We start from the raw sequence: 14788 nt of genomic DNA on the forward strand, positions 1-14788 counted from the left end.
TAAATTTTAAAAATCAAATATTGTTCTTCAAATTTAGCAAAAAAATGGTATCCTTTTTTTATTGTAAAACTAAAAAAGCGAGATAGTATAAACTATCTCGCTTTTTACGAACAAAATTCAAAAAACCTAATCAATAGAACTTAGGAATTACATCACTTCACTTTGTTTTAAGTGAAGTGACTATAATTGGCACTACTTTATATCTGTTAGTCTCAAAATTGCTAACTAATTCAAAATTTGGGATTTATAATGATATAATGCCGATTAATTAACATTAAATGCGTAATTCCTGTAACTGAAATTATACGATTTTTTTCATTGAAGTCATTGATTCTCTTAACCAAGCACCTACTTCTTCAACTGGATGATTACGAATGATGCTGTTGACTTCAATTAATTCTTTATTATCTACACCATTATTACCATTGTTAAATGGACGACCTATCAAATTAGATGGTGCATTTTTAACATAGTCAGCAATTAATGGCTTGCAAGCGTGGTCAAATAAATAACATCCGTATTCTGCAGTATCTGAAATTACACGATTCATTTCAAATAATTTCTTTCTTGCAATAGTGTTAGCAATAAGTGGTGTTTCATGTAACGACTCGTAATAAGCTGATTCTTCAATAATTCCAGAATCAGTCATCGCTTCAAAAGCCAATTCAACTCCAGCTTTCACCATCGCAACCATCAATACGCCGTTGTCGTAATATTCTTGCTCAGAGATTTCAACAGCACCTGCTGGTGTTTTTTCGAAATTCGTTTCCCCAGTAGCCGCTCTCCAAGCCAATAAATTTTTATCATCATTAGCCCAGTCTTCCATCATCGTTTTAGAAAAGTGACCAGAAATAATATCGTCCATATGTTTTTGGAATAATGGACGCATAATATCTTTTAATTCCTCGGCAACATTGAAAGCAGCAATTTTTGCAGGATTGGACAAACGATCCATCATATTAGTGATACCTCCGTGTTTTAATCCTTCAGTAATTGTTTCCCATCCGTATTGAATTAATTTAGAAGCATATCCAGCATCTACACCTTCAGCCACCATTTTGTCAAAACACAAAATTGAACCTGTTTGTAATAAACCACAAAGAATAGTTTGTTCTCCCATTAAATCTGATTTTACTTCAGCAACAAAAGAAGAACGTAAAACTCCTGCTCTATGCCCACCAGTTGCAACAGCATAGGCTTTGGCTTGCGCCAAACCTACTCCATTTGGATCATTTTCTGGATGAACAGCAATTAATGTTGGAACACCAAATCCTCTTTTGTATTCTTCACGAACCTCAGAACCAGGACATTTTGGCGCGCACATAATCACAGTTAAGTCTTTGCGAATTTGCATTCCTTCCTCAACAATATTGAAACCGTGAGAATACGCTAGTGTTGCCCCTTTTTTCATTAACGGCATAATTGCAGTTACAACTGCTGTATGTTGTTTGTCTGGTGTAAGGTTACATACTAAGTCGGCAGTTGGAATTAATTCTTCATAGGTTCCCACTTTAAAACCATTATCAGAAGCGTTTTTGAACGAAACTCTTTTATCCGCGATAGCTTCAGCACGTAAAGCGTAAGAAATATCTAAACCTGAATCTCTCATATTTAAACCTTGGTTCAAACCTTGAGCTCCACATCCTACGATTACTACTTTTTTACCAGCTAATGCTTGAGTTCCTTCTGCGAATTCTGATTGATCCATGAATTCACAAACTCCTAATTGTTCTAATTGTAATCTTAGTGGTAATGAATTGAAATAATTTGCCATTTTTTACTATTTAATTTATGATTGTAATTCTTCTAATAAACTGGTAATTTCCATTTTTTCTTTGGAAACCGAAATTCTTCCGGAGCGCACAAATTGCATAATTCCGAAAGGTTTTAATTTAGCATATAACTCATCAATTTCTGAACGTCTTCCCGTTTTTGAAATGACAAAAAAGTCTCTTGAAACCGTAACCATTTCGGAATGACTTTCCTTGATAATATTTTGAATTTGTCTCTCGTCAAACAATAAACTTGAATTGATTTTGAAAATTGCACTTTCTAAGAAAATTGTCTCCTCATCAATATGATAAAACGCTTTGATAACTTCAATTTGTTTTTCAATTTGACCTACAATATTTTTAACCCATTTTTCAGTTGTATCAACTACAATTACAAATCGAGATACATTTTCGATTTCCGATTCGGATACATTTAAACTTAAAATATTGATATGACGTTTTAAGAATATTACTGATATTCTATTTAATAAGCCTACGTTGTTTTCTGAATATACAGAAATGGTGAATGTTTTATTTTCCATAGTATTAACTTAATCGGATGTCAGAAACCGAAGCTCCTGTTGGAATCATTGGGAATACGTTGTTTTCTTTTTCTACCAAAACTTCTAAGAAATAGGATTCTTTCGAAGCCATCATTTCGGCAACTGCTGCATCTAAATCTTCTCGTTTGGTTACTTTCTTCGCTTTAATATAATAGCCTTCGGCTATAGCAATAAAGTTCGGATTGATCATTTCGGTAGAAGCATAACGTTTGTCAAAAAACAATTGTTGCCATTGACGCACCATTCCTAAGAATTCGTTATTTAATACTACTATTTTTACCGGAACCTTAGTTTGAAAAATAGTTCCTAGTTCTTGAATGGTCATTTGGAAACCACCATCACCAATAATGGCTACAACTTCACGATTGGGTTGACCCATTTTAGCACCAATGGCTGCAGGTAAAGCAAATCCCATGGTTCCAAGACCTCCGGAAGTAATATTACTTTTAGAGGAATTGAATTTAGAATAACGACAGGTAAACATTTGGTGCTGACCCACATCAGATACCATAATCGCATCACCTTTAGAATGTTTGTTAATCATTTCAATGGTCTCCCCCATAGAAATACCTTCTTTTTTGGGTTGCAATTCGTCATTAATAACTGTTTCTAATTCAATTGCGTATTTCTCTTTAAATTGGTTGTGCCAAGATTCATGGGTTTTCGCTTCCAAAAGTGGAATAATTGCAGTTAATGCTTCTTTTACATCTCCTAAAACTGCAACATCAGCTTTTACATTTTTATCTACTTCTGCAGGATCAATCTCAAAGTGAATAACTTTAGCTTGTTTGGCATAGGTTTCTAGATTTCCCGTAACTCGGTCATCAAAACGCATTCCTAAAGCAATAAAAACATCGCACTCGTTTGTCAAAACATTAGGTCCGTAATTTCCGTGCATACCTACCATACCGACATTTAAAGGATGATCTGTTGGTAATGCTGATAATCCTAAAATAGTCCACGCAGCTGGAATTCCTGTTTTTTCGACTAACGCTTTTAATTCTGCTTCTGCTTCGCCGAGTATAATTCCCTGACCAAAAACAATCATTGGCTTTTTGGCACTATTAATTATGTCTGCTGCTGCTTGTACTTGATTTAATTGTAAAGTCGGTTTTGGAACATAACTTCTAATACTGGTACATTTTTTATAACTAAAATCCAATTCGTCAAACTGCGCATTTTTAGTAATATCTATCAGAACAGGACCTGGACGACCAGATTTAGCGATATAAAATGCTTTTGCTATTACTTCGGGGATTTCATGTGCTTCAGTAATTTGGTAATTCCACTTGGTTACAGGAGTCGAAATACTGATGATATCTGTTTCCTGAAATGCATCAGAACCTAATAAATGTTTACCTACTTGCCCAGTAATACAAACCATGGGTGTTGAATCAATTTGTGCATCGGCAATTCCAGTCACTAAATTAGTAGCACCAGGACCCGAAGTAGCAATTGCAACCCCTACTTTACCGGTAGCTCTGGCAAATCCCTGAGCAGCATGCGTTGCCCCTTGTTCGTGACGAACCAGAACATGGTGTAACTCCTCTTTAAACTTATATAATTCATCGTAAACTGGCATAATGGCTCCACCTGGATATCCATAAACCAAATCTACTCCTTCTGCAAGTAGGCTTCTAATAATAGCTTCTGCGCCTGTTATTCTCATGTCGATACTTAATTTAATTGTCTTTGGGATAATTTATTTGTCAGTTACACAACCTGTAGATGCACTAGAAACTGATCTTGCATATTTCAGTAAAACTCCCTGAGTTACTTTTAATGGCGGTTGAATCCAATTCAATTTTCTTTGATTGAATTCTTCTTCAGAAATTTTTAAATTAATTGTATTATTTACAGCATCAATTGTTATGACATCTCCATTCTGAATTAGTGCAATACCGCCTCCATCATGGGCTTCCGGGGTAATATGGCCTACAACAAATCCATGAGAGCCTCCTGAAAAACGTCCATCAGTAATTAATGCAACCGATTTACCTAAACCAGCTCCCATAATAGCCGAAGTTGGTTTTAACATTTCTGGCATTCCAGGGCCGCCTTTTGGTCCGCAATATCGAATAACAACTACATTTCCAGGTTGAACTAATCCATTCTGTATTCCAGGTATGACTTCAAATTCACTTTCAAATACCACTGCAGTTCCTTCAAAATATTCTCCTTCATTTCCACTGATCTTGGCTACACAACCTTCCGTTGCTAAATTTCCATAAAGGATCTGTATGTTACCTGATGGTTTTAATGGATTATCTATATCGTGAATTACATCCTGTCCCGCAGTTAAATCTGGAACATTCTCTAAATTTTCGGCCACTGTTTTACCAGTTACTGTTAAACAATCTCCATGTAAAAGACCTACTTTTAGCAAATATTTCATTACCGCTGGAACACCACCAACAGCGTGTAAATCTTCCATCATGTATTTACCACTTGGTTTAAGATCTCCAAGAATTGGTGTCCTATCACTTATTTGTTGAAAATCATTTAACGTAATTTCAATTCCAACAGAATGAGCCATTGCGATAATGTGCATTACAGCATTAGTAGATCCAGCTAAAACAGCAATTATAGTGATCGCATTTTCAAATGCTTTACGCGTCATAATGTCTCTAGGCTTGATATCTTTTTCTAAAAGAATTCTTATCGCTTTTCCTGCATCTAAACACTCTTGTTGCTTTTCTGGGCTTAAAGCCGGATTAGAAGAACTGTAAGGTAAACTCATCCCAAGTGCTTCAATCGCTGAAGACATGGTGTTTGCAGTATACATTCCACCGCAGGCACCAGCTCCAGGGCAAGAATTTTTGATTACTCCTTTGAAATCCTCAGGAGTAATTGTATTATTAAATTTTTTCCCTAATGCTTCAAAAGCAGAAACAATATTTAACGATTCTCCTTTCCATTTTCCTGAATGGATAGTTCCTCCGTAAACCATAATTGATGGACGATTCACTCGACCCATAGCAATTACAGAACCAGGCATATTCTTATCACATCCAACAACTGCAATCATTGAATCATACCATTGCGCTCCCATTACAGTTTCAATAGAATCTGCAATAACATCTCTAGAAACCAAAGAGAAACGCATTCCATCAGTTCCATTTGACATTCCGTCACTAACTCCTACGGTATTAAAAATTAGACCTACTAAGTCAGCTTCCCAAACACTTTTTTTAATTTCTTTGGCCAAATCATTTAGGTGCATGTTACAAGTATTTCCTTCATAACCCATACTAACAATACCTACTTGAGCTTTATTTAAATCTTCATCTGTCAAACCTATACCGTAGAACATGGCTTGAGCAGCTGGTTGAGTTTCGTCTTGAGTAATTGTTTTACTGTATTTATTTAATTCCATTATTTATTTTTTATTTTGAAGTTATTAGAACGAACAACTTCACTTTTAATTTCACTATACTATTGTTGATTGACCCAATTGAACAAAATCCTTTTTAAAATACAAATCGCCTTCATTAAGAATATAATTTGAAATAAAATCGCCCACTTCGTTGGTTCCAAATTGAGAATCTACTTTTAAATCAACTGTAATTACATTATTAACAATAGCTTTTTCGACAGCTGCAATTACTTTTTTTGATTCTACATCCAAACCAAAATGTTCTAGTAACAAGGCAACCGATAAAATTGAAGCTATTGGATTAGCAATATTCTTTCCTTTAGCTTCAGTATAACAACCATGAATAGGTTCAAATAAAGAATATTTTTCTCCTAAAGAGGCTGATGACATTAAACCGATAGAACCTGAAATAACACTAGCTTCATCAGATAAAATATCGCCAAATAAATTATCAGTTAATAAAATATCAAACTGTCTCGGATTTACAATAATTTGCATCGAAGCATTATCAACATACATACATTCTAAAGTGACATCTGGATATTCTTGAGCTATTTTAGTAACTACTTTTCTCCACAATCTAGATGTTTCGAGTACATTGGCTTTGTCCACCAAAGTGACTTTTTTTCGTCGAGTTTGTGCTGCTTTAAAAGCTAAATGTGAAATTTTTACAATTTCATCTTCATTGTATTCACATAGATCAGATGCATAAGTGCCTTCATCATTGGTTGTCTTTTTTCCAAAGTACATTCCGCCGTTCAACTCTCTAAAGACAACAAAATCAGTGCCTTCTATAACCTCTTTTTTAACAGGTGATGAATTAATTAACTTCGGATATGCTTTAATTGGTCTAATATTTGCAAATAAACCCAACTCCTTTCGAAGCTGAAGTAATCCTTGCTCTGGACGTATTTTAGATGTTGGATCAGAATCGTATTTTGGATCCCCAATTGCTCCAAATAAAATAGAATCAGTGTTTTTACATAAGTTTAAGGTTTGCTCAGGCAGTGGCTTTCCTGTTTTTTCAATTGCTATTGCACCAATCAAAGCATCTTCGAAAATAAATTCATGTTGGTGCACAAAGGCAATAGCTTGCAATACTTTTTTTGCTTGCAAGGTTACTTCTGGACCTATTCCATCTCCTGATAATACGGCTATTTTTAAATTCATATTAACTTAATTTAAACTTCTAGACAATTACATGCTTCAACGATTTGATGTATATCGTCATCAAGAACTTCTTTTTTTATGTCGGCAAATTTCAAAAATTCAGAGTATGCAATATCCAACTGTATTTTGGTCAATTCATACCCCACTTTTTTAGCTCTGTACGCTAAGGCAGCTCGGCCACTTCTTGCGGTTAAAACAATAGATGATTCATTAACTCCAACATCCAATGGATCAATAATTTCGTAAGTCGCTCTGTTTTTAATAACGCCATCTTGATGAATTCCTGAACTATGAGAGAAGGCGTTGGCTCCTACAATAGCTTTATTAGGTTGTACAATCATTCCCATACTATCAGAAACTAAACGACTCATTTCATTTAGCTGTTTGGAATCTATGGAAGTGTATAAATTCAAATAAGGATGCTGTTTAAAAATCATAACAACTTCTTCTAAGGCAGTGTTACCTGCTCTTTCTCCTATTCCATTTATTGTACATTCTATTTGTCTAGCACCATTTACAGCCCCAGCAATAGAATTCGCAGTAGCCATACCAAGATCATTATGACAATGGCATGATAAAATGACATTTTCAATTCCTTTTACATTTTCTTTTAAGTACTTTATTTTTGCTCCATATTCTTCAGGCAAACAATAGCCTGTAGTGTCTGGTATATTCAAAACAGTAGCACCTGATTTTATAACTTCTTCACAAACTTTTGCTAAAAAAGCATTGTCCGTTCTACCCGCATCTTCTGCATAAAACTCAACATCTTCAACAAATGTTTTAGCATAAGCAACTGCTGATTTTGCTCTATAAATTATATCTTCCCTTGTCGTATTTAACTTGTGAATAATATGGGATTCTGAAGTACCAATTCCTGTGTGAATACGAGGTTTTTTTGCATATTGTAAAGCCGATGCAGCAACCTCAATGTCATTTTTTACAGCCCTAGTTAAACCACAAACTGTGGCATATTTAACTATCTTACTAATTTCTGAAACTGATAAAAAATCGCCTGGACTTGACACTGGAAAACCTGCTTCAATTATATCAACTCCCATTTCATCTAACCTACTTGCAATAATGAGTTTTTGAGCGGTATCTAGTTTACAACCAGGGACCTGTTCTCCATCTCTAAGTGTAGTATCAAAAATTTGAACTTTTTCCTTATTCATTTTATTTTATTTAATGTAATTTCACATCTTATAACAAAATTATCTTTATCAACTTGGTTTTAAAATCTATTTAAAGTTTATTTACTGCGCATAAAGAACTTAATTATAGCGTAAGTATTTGATAATTAAATATTTAAATCTTATAATTTTACAATGGCTAACCATCAAAAAGATTTCTTATTTGTACTAATAAAATCGCTTTCAAAGTCGGAAAAACGTCAGTTCAAGATTTTCGCTAGTCGATTGGAAACTAGTTCGAATACTAAATTCATAGAATTATTTACAATTTTAGATAAATCTGAAGTCTATGATGAAAAAGTTATTTTAAAAAGTGGAAGTATTAAAAAAATTCAATTGTCCAATTTGAAGTCTTATTTATACAAGCAAATATTAGTGAGCATTCGTTTGAATATTCCTAATCAAAACATGCGGTATCAGTTACGAGAACAGATTGATTTTGCTACAATTTTATACAATAAAGGATTGTACAAACAAAGTTTGAAAATTTTAGACAAGACTAAGCTTCTTGCCATCGAGAATGACGAGAAAAATATGGCTTATGAAATTGTTGAATTTGAAAAACTAATCGAGTCACAATACATTACAAGAAGTATTCAAGGAAGAGCAGATGAATTAGTAATCCAAGCCAAAGAATTGAATTATAGCAATACAATTTCTAGCAAATTATCTAATTTATCGCTCCAGCTATATGGAATAATGTTAAAAACTGGCTATGTGAAAAATGATGACGAACTTCAATACATAGACAATTATTTTAATAAACATATTGCAAAATTTGATGAAAATAAGTTTGGGTTTAGAGAAAAATATTGGTTTTATAATGCCAATTTATGGCGAAGTTTTCTTGTTCAAGATTTTTTATCATGCTACAAATACGCACACAAATGGGTAACTCTTTTTTATGATAACCCTACTATGATTAGTTTAAATCCAGTATTTTATTTAAAAGGAAACCACTATTTATTAGAGTCTCTTTTTATGTTGAAATACAAGACTAACTTTAAAAAGTATCTTGAAAAACTGGAACAAACCATTAATGATGACAAATTCCCTGTAAATGATAATGTATCCTCTTTGTCATTCTTGTATTTATATAACAACAAATTAAACTTTCATATTCTTGAAGGAAGTTTTGCAGAAAGCGAATATTTGATTCCTGAAGTATTATATAAAATGAAAAAGCATAGTGATCATTTAGACGAACACCATGAAATGCTTTTTTATTATAAAATTGCGTGTATCTATTTTGGCAATGAAAAATACACTGAATCCTTAGTATATCTTGATAAAATTATCAATAACAAAAATCTTAGTATGCGTGAGGATTTAATGTGCTTTTCACGACTTCTCTACTTAATTCTACATTATGAGCTTGGAAATGATTACTACCTAGAAAATCAATTAAAAAGCACATATAAATTTCTTTTAAAAATGAATGATCTCAACGAAGTTCAAAAAGAAATTATTCGATTCTTAAAAAACTTAAATTCGATTTATCCTGGCGATTTAAAAAAGGAATTCATTAAAATGAAAGAACATTTTATTGAATTAGAGAAAAACACCTATGAAAAACGTGCGTTTTTATATTTAGACATCATTTCTTGGTTAGAAAGCAAAATTGAAAACAAAAAAATAGCCTTAATAATTAAAGAAAAAGCTAAACTAAATAATAGATAACTGTCTATTAATAAGCGATTAAGTCTAATAATGCTTTTTCAAATCGTCCTAGAGGCAAGTATTGATCTTCTAATGCCTTCGTGAATGGAATTGGACTTTCTAAACTCGCCACTCTAACCACTGGAGCATCTAAATACTCAAAACAATTCTCCATAATTAAGGCAGAAATATCACTTGAAATACTTCCGAAAAGTGAGTCTTCTTGGTAAATAATTGTCTTACCCGTTTTTTTAACAGAATCAAATATAGTTGCAGTATCTAGAGGTTGAAGCGTTCTCAAATCAATCAAATCTACTGAAAGGTCAGTGTGTTTTTCTAATGTTTTCAATGCCCAATGAACAGCAGCGCCAAAAGAAATTATAGTTACCGCTTCTCCTTCTTTCACAAGTGCCGCTTTTCCAAATGGTAGTGTATAATACTCATCAGGTACATTCTGATAAATGCTACGATATAATTTCTTGTGTTCAAAAAACAAAACAGGATTTGGATCGTTAATAGCAGTATTTAATAACCCCTTTGCGTCATACGGAAAAGCTGGATAAACTACTTTTAATCCAGGGGTTTTAGTAAACCAAGCTTCATTAGTTTGAGAGTGAAAAGGTCCGGCTTGAGTTCCAGCACCACAAGGCATTCGTATAACTACATCAGCTTTTTCAAGCCAACGATAATGTGATTTAGCCAATAAGTTGACTATAGGATTGAATCCTGTGGATACAAAATCAGCAAACTGCATTTCTACTACTGATTTATATCCATTAATAGATAATCCCATTCCAGCAGAGACAATAATACTTTCGCAAATTGGGGTATTTCGAACCCTATCTTTTCCAAAAAGTGGTACAAAACCATCTGTTATTTTAAATGCCCCACCGTACTCTGCAATGTCTTGCCCCATAATAACTAGATTATCATGACGCTGCATAGATTGTTTAAGACTGCTACTTATCGCATCAATAAAACGTATATTTGAAACATTTGAATTAGCATTAATTATCTCAAAATCATACCCTTTATACACATCATCTAGCTCATCACTATAAGATGCCTCTATATCAGGTTCGCTATTTACAATAGCCCAACTTTCATCAATCTCTTTTTTAAAATGGGATGTAATTTCTAAATCAATGCTTTCAGTTAAAATATTTAACTGCATTAAATACTTTTTAAAATTTTCAACAGGATCTTTTTCTTCCCATAAATCCAGTAATTCTTTCGGGACATACTTAACTCCACTTGCCTCCTCATGTCCTCTCATTCTGAATGTCTTAAATTCAAGTAGAATTGGACGAGGATTAGTCTCCATTGATTTCTTTAAATCTGAAATTAAATGATACACCTCAAGTACATTATTTCCGTCTACAATATAACTTTCCATTCCGTAACCAATTCCTTTATCGGCTAAATTCTCACAACGATATTGCTCATTAGTTGGTGTTGACAAGCCATATCCATTATTCTCAATTACAAAAAGAACGGGTAAATCCCAAACAGATGCAACATTTAAAGCTTCATGAAAATCACCTTCTGAAGTAGCACCTTCGCCTGTAAAAACAGCAGTAATTTTACCATTTTTGGACAATTTATTAGCCAAAGCTATCCCATCAGCAACTCCTAATTGCGGACCTAAATGAGATATCATTCCTATAATTTTATACTGCTGACTTCCAAAATGAAAACTTCTATCTCTTCCTTTAGTAAACCCATTTGCTTTTCCTTGCCATTGCGAAAACAATCGGTACAAGGGGATGTTTCGTGAGGTAAAAACCCCTAGATTTCTGTGCATTGGTAGAATGTATTCGTCTTGATCTAAAGCTGCTGTAATTCCTACAGATATTGCTTCTTGACCAATTCCTGAAAACCATTTTGATACTTTTCCTTGACGAATGAGTACCAACATTTTTTCTTCAATCATTCGTGGCTTTAGAATACTTTTGTAAAGTTCAAGTAATTGATTGTCTCCTAATGTACCTCTGTTAAATTTCATCGTTTAAAATTTGTTATAAAATTATAACATTTTTTTATTTTAATGTTGTAAAAATATATTCAGACAAAAAAAATAGAAAATTTAATCCCAAATAATTATTTACATTTGTAGATGTAAGTGGTCATACCAAAACATTATTTATAAAAACAACTATGCAAAAAATTCCTAGTGTTGACTTGCGTGATTTCCTGTCGGATGATCCGACACGTAAACAGAGATTTGTAAATGAAATCGGAAGAGCCTATGAAGATATTGGCTTCGTAGCACTAAAAGGTCATTTTTTAGATGATCAATTAGTAGAAAATCTATACAGTGAAGTGCGAAGTTTCTTTTCGTTACCACTAGAAACCAAATCAAAATATGAAATTCCAGGAATTGGAGGTCAAAGAGGCTACGTTTCTTTTGGAAAAGAACATGCTAAAGGTCGTTCTGCTGGAGATTTAAAAGAGTTTTGGCATTTTGGGCAATACGTAAGTGACGATTCAAAGTACGCTAACGAATATCCTAAAAATGTTACAGTTAACGAATTGGCTAATTTCAATTCAACTGGAAAAGAAGCTTATCAAATGCTTGAAAAAACAGGTATATATGTTTTAAGAGCATTGGCTTTACACATAGGGTTAGATGAATTTTATTTCGATAATTTTATCAAAGACGGAAACAGTATTCTTCGACCAATCCACTACCCTCCTATAACCGACGAACCTAAAGACGGTGCAGTTCGTGCTGCAGCTCATGGAGACATCAACTTGATTACGCTTTTAATGGGTGCTCAAGGAAAAGGATTACAAGTACAAAATCATAACGGAGATTGGATTGATGCTATGGCACAGCCTGACGAGTTAATGATTAACGTAGGAGATATGTTATCAAGACATACCAACAACAAATTAAAATCAACCATTCATCAAGTAGTAAATCCACCAAGAGAATTGTGGGGAACTTCTCGTTATTCTATTCCGTTTTTCATGCATCCTGTTAGCGATATGCCGCTGAATTGTTTGGAACAATGCATTGATGCAACACATCCAAAACAATTTGATGACATTACAGCTGGCGAATATTTGAATGAACGATTAGTGGAATTAGGATTGATTAAGAAATAGAGTTAATCAGATTTTTATAATTTATTTAGAACACAGATTGAAGAAATTTCTATAATTTTTAAAATCTGTGTTGTCAAATAAATAGTCAAATTTATTATTCATATGTTTCTTAAATCCGAATTCTAAAATAAATAGATTATACCCAAAAAAAACTTCCCAAATCAAAATGAAAAACTACCCCCACCAAGAATTAACCAAATCAATAATTGGTATTTATTACAACGTGTATAATGAATTAGGTTATGGCTTTCTTGAAAAAGTGTACCATAGAGCTATGATTATCGAGTTGAATAAAAATGGATATGAAGTTGAACACGAAAAGAAAATAGAAGTTTTTTATAAAAATGATGTAGTTGGTACTTATATCCCCGATTTAATAATTAACAAATCCGTAATTCTTGAATTGAAATGTGTTGAATACCTTATCGAAGCTCACGAGAATCAGTTAATTAACTATTTAAAAGCAACAGAATGTGAAGTGGGTTTAGTCTTGAATTTTGGTAAAGACCCCCAATTTAAAAGAAAGATTTTTACAAATGATTTAAAAAAACGCAATAAATACAAAGACTAAAGATTTATCAAATTTCCCTAAACTCCTTTCAAAAAAATGAGAGGAAATGATTTTTCAGATTTATCTAATTTCTCAAATCTGCGTTAAAAAATAAAAATAATGGACCTACAAGATCAATTAAAAAACCTATTTCCTGATCATCAAATTTCAAATGAACCTGAGGAGACTCTCGAAAACGAACATGAATTATTCGTTCAAGCTGAGCCTATGATTTGCAAATTCGAAAAGCGTAAAGGAAAACCTACTACAATAATTGCAGGTTATGAAGGTGCTGATGAAGATTTTAAAATTTTAGCCAAAGAAATCAAAAGTAAACTCGCCGTGGGCGGAACATTCAAAGATGGTGAGATTATCATTCAAGGGGATTATCGCGATCGTATCATGAAAATGCTCCAAGAGAAAGGATTTAAAACCAAACGAGTAGGAGGCTAATTAAGAGTTTATTTTAAGTAATAAAACTAGACTATAAACTTTTACACTCATAAACCTCATAAACTTTAAGTAATGATTGCATCATCAGAATTGATATTAAATCCAGACGGAAGTGTGTATCACTTGAATCTGAAACCGGAAAACATAGCCCACGATATTATTTTTGTAGGTGATCCTGATCGTGTAGAAAAAATTACACAATTCTTTGATAGCATCGAATTTTCAATTCAAAAAAGAGAATTCAAAACCCAAACAGGAATCTATAAAGGAAAACGATTAACAGTCCTTTCAACCGGAATTGGTCCCGATAATATTGATATTGTCTTGAACGAATTGGACGCTTTGGTTAATATTGATTTAAACACGCGTCAACCTAAGGAAAACTTAACTTCTTTAAATATAATCCGAATTGGTACCTCAGGTTCAATTCAAGCCGATATCCCAGTTGATAGTTTTCTATTATCTCAATTCGGAATTGGTTTAGACAATATGTTACGATCGTATATAGTTGACAAGGTTACACATAAAGACATTGAAGATGCTTTTATTACTCAAACCGAATGGAACCTGCAAAAAGGTCGCCCTTGTGCGATTGCGTGTTCTGAAGTTTTAAAAAAAAGAATTGAAAGCAACCAAATGCATAAAGGTATTACTTGTACTGTTGGTGGATTTTACGGTCCACAAGGACGTGTTTTGCGATTACCAATTCAGGATAGCGATTTGAATTCTAAAATGGATCATTTTCAATTTAACGGCAATCGAATTACCAATCTCGAAATGGAAACGACTGCCATATATGGACTTTCGGCCTTATTAGGTCATAATGCTTTGTCATTGAATGCGATAATTGCCAACAGAGCTACAGGGACTTTTAGCGAAGATCCTACCAAAGCAGTGGATGAATTGATTGCCTATACTTTAGATAAATTAGCTCAATAAAT

The 14788-nt window shown here is 33.3% G+C and carries 12 protein-coding genes; 5 read left to right on the forward strand and 7 right to left on the reverse strand.

Translation table 11 applies throughout. The features are described 5' to 3' along the window. Window positions 1-301: 301 nt before the first annotated feature. The 6 genes from ilvC to LPC23_RS08305 are packed head-to-tail and all read right to left on the reverse strand — an operon-like array spanning window position 302 to window position 8056. The gene (gene ilvC / locus LPC23_RS08280; RefSeq protein WP_229329489.1) at window positions 302-1774 is read right to left on the reverse strand and encodes a ketol-acid reductoisomerase; all 1473 of its coding nucleotides are present in this window, start codon (window positions 1772-1774) and stop codon (window positions 302-304) included. A 15-nt stretch (window positions 1775-1789) separates the two neighbouring features. After that, on the reverse strand, window positions 1790-2314 hold the full coding sequence (ilvN, locus tag LPC23_RS08285; RefSeq protein ID WP_229329490.1) for an acetolactate synthase small subunit: 525 nt from the start codon (window positions 2312-2314) through the stop codon (window positions 1790-1792). Window positions 2315-2318: 4 nt separating this feature from the next. Next, the gene (gene ilvB / locus LPC23_RS08290; protein ID WP_229329491.1) at window positions 2319-4004 is read right to left on the reverse strand and encodes a biosynthetic-type acetolactate synthase large subunit; all 1686 of its coding nucleotides are present in this window, start codon (window positions 4002-4004) and stop codon (window positions 2319-2321) included. A gap of 33 nt (window positions 4005-4037) precedes the next feature. Next, a complete protein-coding gene (gene ilvD / locus LPC23_RS08295; RefSeq protein ID WP_229329492.1) occupies window positions 4038-5711 on the reverse strand; it encodes a dihydroxy-acid dehydratase in 1674 nt (557 codons plus the stop codon). Between the two features lie 54 nt (window positions 5712-5765). Continuing rightward, on the reverse strand, window positions 5766-6881 hold the full coding sequence (gene leuB, locus LPC23_RS08300; protein ID WP_229329494.1) for a 3-isopropylmalate dehydrogenase: 1116 nt from the start codon (window positions 6879-6881) through the stop codon (window positions 5766-5768). A gap of 11 nt (window positions 6882-6892) precedes the next feature. After that, window positions 6893-8056, reverse strand: a complete 1164-nt coding sequence (locus tag LPC23_RS08305) for a 2-isopropylmalate synthase (RefSeq protein WP_229329496.1) — start codon at window positions 8054-8056, stop codon at window positions 6893-6895. A gap of 153 nt (window positions 8057-8209) precedes the next feature. On the opposite strand from LPC23_RS08305, the gene LPC23_RS08310 reads away from it, so the two are divergent. Continuing rightward, window positions 8210-9754: a hypothetical protein gene (locus LPC23_RS08310; RefSeq protein WP_229324551.1), complete on the forward strand. Its 1545-nt coding sequence runs from the start codon at window positions 8210-8212 to the stop codon at window positions 9752-9754. Window positions 9755-9761: 7 nt separating this feature from the next. On the opposite strand, the gene LPC23_RS08315 is transcribed toward LPC23_RS08310, so the two are convergent. Further along, entirely contained in the window at window positions 9762-11738 is a 1977-nt protein-coding gene (locus tag LPC23_RS08315) for an alpha-ketoacid dehydrogenase subunit alpha/beta (RefSeq protein ID WP_229329498.1), read from the reverse strand. 152 nt (window positions 11739-11890) lie between these two features. Here LPC23_RS08315 and LPC23_RS08320 point away from each other — a divergent pair, with 152 nt between their 5' ends. The 4 genes from LPC23_RS08320 (at window position 11891) to LPC23_RS08335 (ending at window position 14786) form a co-directional block, all read left to right on the forward strand. Next, window positions 11891-12844, forward strand: a complete 954-nt coding sequence (locus LPC23_RS08320) for an isopenicillin N synthase family dioxygenase (protein ID WP_229329499.1) — start codon at window positions 11891-11893, stop codon at window positions 12842-12844. Between the two features lie 166 nt (window positions 12845-13010). Then, the gene (locus tag LPC23_RS08325; RefSeq protein ID WP_229329500.1) at window positions 13011-13415 is read left to right on the forward strand and encodes a GxxExxY protein; all 405 of its coding nucleotides are present in this window, start codon (window positions 13011-13013) and stop codon (window positions 13413-13415) included. A gap of 99 nt (window positions 13416-13514) precedes the next feature. Beyond that, on the forward strand, window positions 13515-13847 hold the full coding sequence (locus tag LPC23_RS08330; RefSeq protein ID WP_229329501.1) for a translation initiation factor: 333 nt from the start codon (window positions 13515-13517) through the stop codon (window positions 13845-13847). A gap of 72 nt (window positions 13848-13919) precedes the next feature. After that, entirely contained in the window at window positions 13920-14786 is an 867-nt protein-coding gene (locus LPC23_RS08335) for a nucleoside phosphorylase (RefSeq protein ID WP_229329502.1), read from the forward strand. Window positions 14787-14788 lie beyond the last annotated feature (2 nt).

The organism is Flavobacterium ammonificans (assembly GCF_020885975.1).
In the GTDB taxonomy this organism is placed as follows: Bacteria; Bacteroidota; Bacteroidia; order Flavobacteriales; family Flavobacteriaceae; genus Flavobacterium; species Flavobacterium ammonificans.

Bases quoted from the DNA above. Each gene is read 5' to 3' on its own strand.
- LPC23_RS08315 (WP_229329498.1), bottom strand. From the start codon at position 11,738: ATGAAATTTAACAGAGGTACATTAGGAGACAATCAATTACTTGAACTT.
- leuB (WP_229329494.1), bottom strand. From the start codon at position 6,881: ATGAATTTAAAAATAGCCGTATTATCAGGAGATGGAATAGGTCCAGAA.
- ilvD (WP_229329492.1), bottom strand. From the start codon at position 5,711: ATGGAATTAAATAAATACAGTAAAACAATTACTCAAGACGAAACTCAA.
- LPC23_RS08335 (WP_229329502.1), top strand. From the start codon at position 13,920: ATGATTGCATCATCAGAATTGATATTAAATCCAGACGGAAGTGTGTAT.
- LPC23_RS08330 (WP_229329501.1), top strand. From the start codon at position 13,515: ATGGACCTACAAGATCAATTAAAAAACCTATTTCCTGATCATCAAATT.
- LPC23_RS08320 (WP_229329499.1), top strand. From the start codon at position 11,891: ATGCAAAAAATTCCTAGTGTTGACTTGCGTGATTTCCTGTCGGATGAT.
- LPC23_RS08325 (WP_229329500.1), top strand. From the start codon at position 13,011: ATGAAAAACTACCCCCACCAAGAATTAACCAAATCAATAATTGGTATT.
- ilvN (WP_229329490.1), bottom strand. From the start codon at position 2,314: ATGGAAAATAAAACATTCACCATTTCTGTATATTCAGAAAACAACGTA.
- LPC23_RS08305 (WP_229329496.1), bottom strand. From the start codon at position 8,056: ATGAATAAGGAAAAAGTTCAAATTTTTGATACTACACTTAGAGATGGA.
- ilvC (WP_229329489.1), bottom strand. From the start codon at position 1,774: ATGGCAAATTATTTCAATTCATTACCACTAAGATTACAATTAGAACAA.
- LPC23_RS08310 (WP_229324551.1), top strand. From the start codon at position 8,210: ATGGCTAACCATCAAAAAGATTTCTTATTTGTACTAATAAAATCGCTT.
- ilvB (WP_229329491.1), bottom strand. From the start codon at position 4,004: ATGAGAATAACAGGCGCAGAAGCTATTATTAGAAGCCTACTTGCAGAA.